This is a genomic window from Streptomyces sp. adm13(2018) (assembly GCF_008042145.1).
In the GTDB taxonomy this organism is placed as follows: domain Bacteria; phylum Actinomycetota; class Actinomycetes; order Streptomycetales; family Streptomycetaceae; genus Streptomyces.
The window spans coordinates 1-3,776 of record NZ_RDBH01000022.1 but is presented as its reverse complement, the minus strand read 5'-3'; the positions used below and the strand labels follow the sequence as shown (position 1 = coordinate 3,776).

Sequence of the window (3,776 nt, the reverse complement as noted above, 5' to 3'; positions counted from 1 at the left end):
ACCCCCGCCCCCGCATCCGTAATGCCCTGCTATGCCCCGATCGCGGATACGCTCGGGGGCATGAGCTGGCTCCGGGCGTTGAGGGAGACCGCACGCTCCGGGCTCACCGTCGAGCGGCAGCGGCTGGACCCCGTCATCGCCGCCCGCGCCGCCCTCGGTCTCGCCCTCGTCGTCGGCTTCTCGCTCGCCGTCTTCGGTCCGGCCGTCGCCGCCTCCTCCGCCTTCGGCGCCTTCCAGGCGGCCATCGCCACCTTCCAGCGCTCCTGGCGCCCCCGCCCCACCCTCGCCCTCGCCTCCGGCGCCAGCCTCGCCGTCTCGACCTTCCTCGGCTACCTCACCGTCTCCCACGAGCCCCTCTTCCTCGCGCTGCTGATGCTCTGGACGTTCCTCTCGGGGCTCGCCTGGGCCGCCGGCCCCACCGCCGGCATGATCGCCTCCTCCAACGTGGCGATCATGCTGGTGACCGTCACGCTCCCCTCCTCCGTCGCCACCGCCGCCGGCCACGCCGCCATGATCTTCGCCGGCGGCGTGGTCCAGGCCGCCCTGGTCGTCCTGCTCCCCGTCCGCCCCTGGGGCGCCCAGCGCGACGCCCTCGCGGACGCGCTCGCCGCCGAGGCGGACTACGCGCGCCGCCTCCGCCACGACCCGGTCGCCCCGTTCGACCCCCTGCCCCTCATGCACGCCCGCAGCGCGGCCGCCCTGACGCGCGGGCAGGCCCGCCGTCGCCCGGCGGAGCTGCACGGCGCCCGCGGCCTCGCCGAACGTATCCGCCCCGTCCTCGCCTCCCTCGCCGACCCGGCCGTCGGCGTCCCCGAGGAAGGACCCGCACGCGCGCGCGTGCGGGAGATGCTCGGGGCGACGGGCTCCCTCCTCGACGCCGCCGCCCACGCGATCCGGCACGGGGAGCCGGTCGACCTCCCCGAACCCGCCGTCGCCGCGCTCCACTCCCGCGACACCCTCTCGCTCCTGCACGGGCCGCCCCGCCGCGCCGCCATCCGCCTCGTCGCCCTCCTCGGCGACGTGGTCGACACGGCCGAGCCGAGGACCGAGACCTCGGGGCACGGTGCCACCCGACCGAGACCTCGGGGCACGGTGCCACCCCCCGGACCCGCCCCTCCCTGGTCCGCCTCGCGCCGCTCGTCCTGGTGAAGGGGCGTGCCGAGCTGCGCCGCGACTCCCCGGTCCTGCGCCATGCGATCCGCGTCTCGGCGGTCACCGCCGCCGGCTACCTGCTGGGCGCGGTGCTCCCCCTCGGCCTCGGCCACGGCTACTGGGCGCCGATGGCCTCGGTGATGGTGATGCGCCCGGACTTCTCGCAGACGTACGCGCGCTCGGTGGCCCGGTTCGGCGGCACCCTCGTCGGGGTGGCCCTGGCGACGGGGGTCGTGCAGTCCTTCCACCCGGGCGTGTACCTGTCGGCGGGACTCGCGGTCGTGTGCGCCTTCGGCATGTACCTGTTCATGCGGACGGGGTACGCCGCCGGCCAGGTCTTCGTCGCCGCGTACGTCGTCTTCCTGCTCGGCATGGAGGGCGCCGGCGTCGGCCAGACCGTACGGGACCGGGTGACGCTGACCCTGATCGGCGGGCTCCTCGCGATGCTGGCGTACGCCGTCTACCCGGCCTGGGAGACGCCCCGGCTCCGCGGTCGGCTGGCGGACTGGCTGGCCTCGGTCGGCGGGTACGCGGCCGTCGTCGTCGCGCGGTACGCCGACCCGGTGGGGCCCGGCAGCCCCGACGTACGCGAGGCGCTCCTGAACACCCGGGCGGCGCGGGTCGCCTGGCAGGAGGCGGTGGAGCGCGCGACGCACGAGCCGGTGCGGCACCGGGGGCTCTCGCACGCGGCGGTGGAGCAGGCCGACCACGCGCTCGCGGAGTTCGGGCGGGTGGCGATGCTCATGGAGGCGCACCTCCCGGAGCCGGGCGCCCCGCCGGTACCGGAGGCGGCGACCCTGGCGGAAGCGCTGCGGCACGCGACGGAACAGGGCGCCAAGCAGATCCGGGAGCGCAGGCCGCCGGAGTGGGACGAGCTGCGCGAGACGGTCGACGCCTGGTCCGACGACGCACCGGACCACTTCCTGCTGCACAAGGGCGCGGCGCTCATCCTGGAGGCCCTGGACGAGGTCACGACGGCCCTGACCGACTCCACGCGCGCGCGTACGCGGTAGCTCCACCCGGCCCCGTACCGCCTCGTCCGGTCCCGCCGCGTACGAATTTCGCGAGCATGTCATCCGGCACGCGCCCCGGAGGAGTTGTAGAGGGAGGAGGGGCGCGGCGTGCGCGGTCCTCCACCGACCTCGCATCACGGGAGCAACCGATGAAGAAGTACTGGCCGGCGGCCGTCGGCGGCGTGGCCGTCGTCGCCGCCGTGGCGATCGCCGCACCGTCGGCCGTGGGAGCGCCCACCGGGACGCGCGCGGCCGCCGAGACCCGCACGGCCACCACGGCCACCACGGCTCCCAAGGCCACGGCCAAGGCCCCCGCGCCCGCCGAGGACCCGGTCCGCACCGTCCGCCCCGGACAGCGGGTGGACGCGGGACGGGGTTTCACCGTCTGGCTGACCCGCAAGGGCAAGCACTGGACGGGCCCGGACGGCTACGAGAACTTCCGCAGCGTCGTCGACGGCAACATCGACCGCTCCGAGCCCGGCGTCAGCCACCAGAGCGAGGGCGACGCGACCGGCGTCTTCCACTCCGGGCTCTACTACGGCACCCGGAAGGCCGGCCGCGTCGAGCTGACCGACGCCGAGGGCCACCGGACCGTCGCCACCCTCGTCGCGCTGTCCGGCCGGCCGGACTGGGGCGTCTGGTACGCCCACACCCCGGCGGCCGGGAACGGCGGCGGCAGCCTCGGCGTCACCCTCTACGACCGCGCGGGCAGGCTCCTGGACGAGCTCCCGGGCTTCGACTTCCCGACCGGCCGCGGCTGACCGCGGCAGAGAACGTGGCGGGGCCCGGCACGGGGCGGGCCCCGCCACCCCCTCTTCCGGCCGTCCGACGGCCGATCGCTCCACCGCTCCACCGCTCCGCCGTTCACCGCCCACCGACCGATCGCGAGGTCCGGCACCGTGCCGCACGAGTCCGCCCCCCAGGTCACCGCGGCCACCGGCACGTCCGGCGCCCCCGGCCCGACCGGGACGGCCATGGGGCCGAACGGGTCGACCGCGACGCCCGGCGGAACCGGGACCGGAAACGGAACCGGGGCCGGAAACGGAACCGGGACCGGGACCGGAAACGGAACCGGGACCGGGGCCAGGGCTGGGTCCGGGCCCGAGACCGGAACCCTCAGCCCGACCGGCCCCACCGAGGACGACGGTTTCACCGCGTTCGCCGTCGGCGCCTGGCCGCGTCTCGTACGCACCGCCCAGCTCCTCACCGGGGACTTCCACGAGGCCGAGGACCTGGTCCAGACGACGCTCGCCAAGGTGTACGCGCGGTGGCGGCGGATCCCCCGCGGGGAGATCGACCTCTACGTGCGCCGGGCGCTCATCAACAACAATCTCAGCCGGATCCGCCGGAAGCGCGTCGTCCACCTCCTGACCCCGGTCCTTCCGGAGTCGCTGCGCCACACCTCCGCGGGGCACGCGGAGACCGTCGAGCAGCGCACCGCGCTGCTGGCCGCCTTAGCGGATCTGACCGTCCGCCAGCGCGCGGTCATGGTGCTCCGCTACTGGGAGGATCTGACCGAGCAGGAGATCGCGAGCGTGCTCCACTGCTCGATCGGCACGGTCAAGACCCACGCCCGCCGCGGCCTGGCCGCGCTGCGCGCCCACCCCGGGC

The 3,776-nt window shown here is 75.8% G+C and carries 1 protein-coding gene and 2 pseudogenes; all 3 read left to right on the top strand.

Annotation, left to right across the window (positions count from 1 at the left end):
• Positions 1 to 60: 60 nt before the first annotated feature.
• Positions 61 to 2,165, top strand: a pseudogene (locus EAO70_RS02155) (FUSC family protein).
• A 149-nt stretch (positions 2,166 to 2,314) separates the two neighbouring features.
• The gene (locus EAO70_RS02150) at positions 2,315 to 2,926 is read left to right on the top strand and encodes a hypothetical protein (protein WP_187283684.1); all 612 of its coding nucleotides are present in this window, start codon (positions 2,315 to 2,317) and stop codon (positions 2,924 to 2,926) included.
• Positions 2,927 to 3,313: 387 nt separating this feature from the next.
• Positions 3,314 to 3,776, top strand: a pseudogene (locus tag EAO70_RS02145) (SigE family RNA polymerase sigma factor); the annotation flags it as partial.

Bases quoted from the DNA above. Each gene is read 5' to 3' on its own strand.
- EAO70_RS02150 (WP_187283684.1), top strand. From the start codon at position 2,315: ATGAAGAAGTACTGGCCGGCGGCCGTCGGCGGCGTGGCCGTCGTCGCC.